The organism is Oryzihumus sp. (assembly GCF_036391795.1).
Lineage (GTDB): Bacteria > Actinomycetota > Actinomycetes > Actinomycetales > Dermatophilaceae > Oryzihumus.
Genome location: NZ_DASVZH010000056.1, coordinates 1 through 2,109, shown reverse-complemented (window position 1 = coordinate 2,109; position 2,109 = coordinate 1). Strand labels below are relative to the sequence as shown.

Sequence of the window (2,109 nt, the reverse complement as noted above, 5' to 3'; positions counted from 1 at the left end):
CTAGCGCGTCAGCGCCCGATGACCCCGGAGCCGTCCGAAAGCCAGCGGGACCAGCTGCGGCGTCTGGAGCTGGTAGTCGCGGTAGTCCGGGAGCACCGCCGCGAGGATCTCCTCCTCGTGGGTGGCCCGGTAGAACTGCAGGCCGAGGATCGTCACCCAGACCGCAAACGTCGTCCAGGCCGGTCGGCTGAGCACCGTGCCCAGCAGCGCGACCAGCTCGCCGGTGTAGAGCGGGTGCCGCACCACCGCATACGGTCCGGTCCGCACAACCCTTCGCGCCTGGGCGACCATGCTGAAGCTGCGGTCCAGGTAGCGCAGCGACCACACGGCGAACCCGAGGCCGAGCACCAGCAGCACGTTGCTGACGGTCAGGGTCGCCAGCGAGGGGCGACCCGCCGGGAGCAGGGGGAGGGCGAAGGGGAGCCACGTCGCGACCATCGCTGCGATGGCCGCAGACCGCGAGGGATGACTTGCCCGGGCGCGGGACCGGCGAAGGAAGGCGCTGACGAACAGCACGTACAGAGCGACGGTCAGCAGGCCGGCGGCCAGGGAGACGGCGCGACTGACGGTCCACGGCCCGCCCGCGCCGACCTCCCGGACAAGACTGGAGGCGTTCAGCAGCAGCAGACCGGTCATGATCGGCACCCCGACCAGCCGCCCGAGGTCGACGGAAGCCCGCGCCGGAGCTTCGGCAGGCGCCTGCGGGCCGGTCAGATCCGCTGCGGTCATCGTGAACCTCCCCTGAACGCGGGCCGACGGCGCCCGCATCACTCCACGATGGCCGAGCAGGAGGACGACACGGCACGGCCGTTCGGTCCGCCCTCCCAGCCGGTTGGCTGGGCGGCTCTGACCGAACGGCCGATGCGCTAGGGCAGAGGCGTCAGCTCAGGTGCGTCTCGTGCAGGCACAGGAAGTTGCCCTCGCTGTCCTTGAACCACGCCGCCTTCTCGCTGCCGGCCGAGGCGATGTGCCCCTCGGTCTTCAGCTCGGGGGTGTCGTAGTCCTCGAACCGCACGCCCCGGCCCTCGAGGTCGGCGATCTCGCGGACGATGTCGTCCACCTCGAAGCTGAGCACCGTGTGCTCGCTGTGGTCGCCCGGGGCGGGCATGAGCTCGACCGCCGACCCGGCCGCGGTGCGCAGCGCGTGGTTGCCGGCGATGGAGTCGCCGAGGTCGGTCAGGCCCAACGTGTCGCGGTAGAACGTGGTCGCCCGGGACATGTCGTCCACGGGGATGATGGTCGTGATGGGGGACTTGCTGATCATGGGCACCTCCGGAACGCCCTTGGGGTTGTCCCTCCTGCCGAACCCGCCAATTCTCCGCTCCCCACCGGGGCCGGACAATCCGCCGCGGGTGCGCAGAAGCGCGTATGCCGTGTGCTCGCCACGGCCGGTCGGTCCCCGACCGTAGAGTGCTGGCGTGGCACGCAACCCCGACCGACTCAGCCAGGCCCAGGCGCGCCGCGTCGCCCTTGCGGCGCAAGGCTTCTGCGACCCCCGGCCGGCTCCCGGCGCGGCCACGATGCGCCATATCCAGCGGGTGGTCGACCGGGTGGGGATCATCCAGATCGACAGCGTCAACGTGCTGACCCGCAGCCAGTACCTCCCCTTCTTCTCGCGGCTCGGCCCCTACGACACCGCGCTGCTGGACCGCGCCCGCGACCGGGCACCCCGCCGGCTCGTGGAGTACTGGGCCCACGAGGCGAGCCTCGTGCCGCCGGCCACCTGGCCGCTGCTGGACTTCCGCATGCAGCGGGCCCTGCACGACGCGTGGGGCGGCATGCAGCGGGTGGCCCGCGACCACCCCGAGCTCGTCGAGGCGGTCCGGCGCGAGGTCCAGACCCGCGGACCGCTCACCTCGCGGGAGGTCGAGCTGGCCCTCGAGCACGACCTGCCCCGGGCCAAGGACAACTGGGGTTGGAACTGGTCCCTGGTCAAGAACGCCCTGGAGCACCTGTTCTGGGCGGGGATCATCACCAGCGCCGGGCGCACGACCCAGTTCGAGCGGCGCTACGCCGCCCTCGAGCGGGTGCTCCCGCGGGAGGTGCTGGCCCGGGCGGTGCCGCCCGAGGTGCGCCCCACCCACCCCGAGGCGTTCCGCGAGCTCATGG

3 protein-coding genes are annotated in these 2,109 nt (G+C 72.1%); 1 reads left to right on the top strand and 2 read right to left on the bottom strand.

Annotated features, from left to right (window positions below; genetic code table 11):
- Positions 1-729, bottom strand: a complete 729-nt coding sequence (locus VF825_RS03285) for an isoprenylcysteine carboxylmethyltransferase family protein (RefSeq protein ID WP_331110108.1) — start codon at positions 727-729, stop codon at positions 1-3.
- A 151-nt stretch (positions 730-880) separates the two neighbouring features.
- A complete protein-coding gene (locus VF825_RS03280) occupies positions 881-1,264 on the bottom strand; it encodes a VOC family protein (RefSeq protein WP_331110106.1) in 384 nt (127 codons plus the stop codon).
- A gap of 154 nt (positions 1,265-1,418) precedes the next feature.
- On the opposite strand from VF825_RS03280, the gene VF825_RS03275 reads away from it, so the two are divergent.
- Positions 1,419-2,109, top strand: a 691-nt coding sequence (locus tag VF825_RS03275; RefSeq protein WP_331110104.1) for a DNA glycosylase AlkZ-like family protein, incomplete at its 3' end; no start/stop codon positions are given.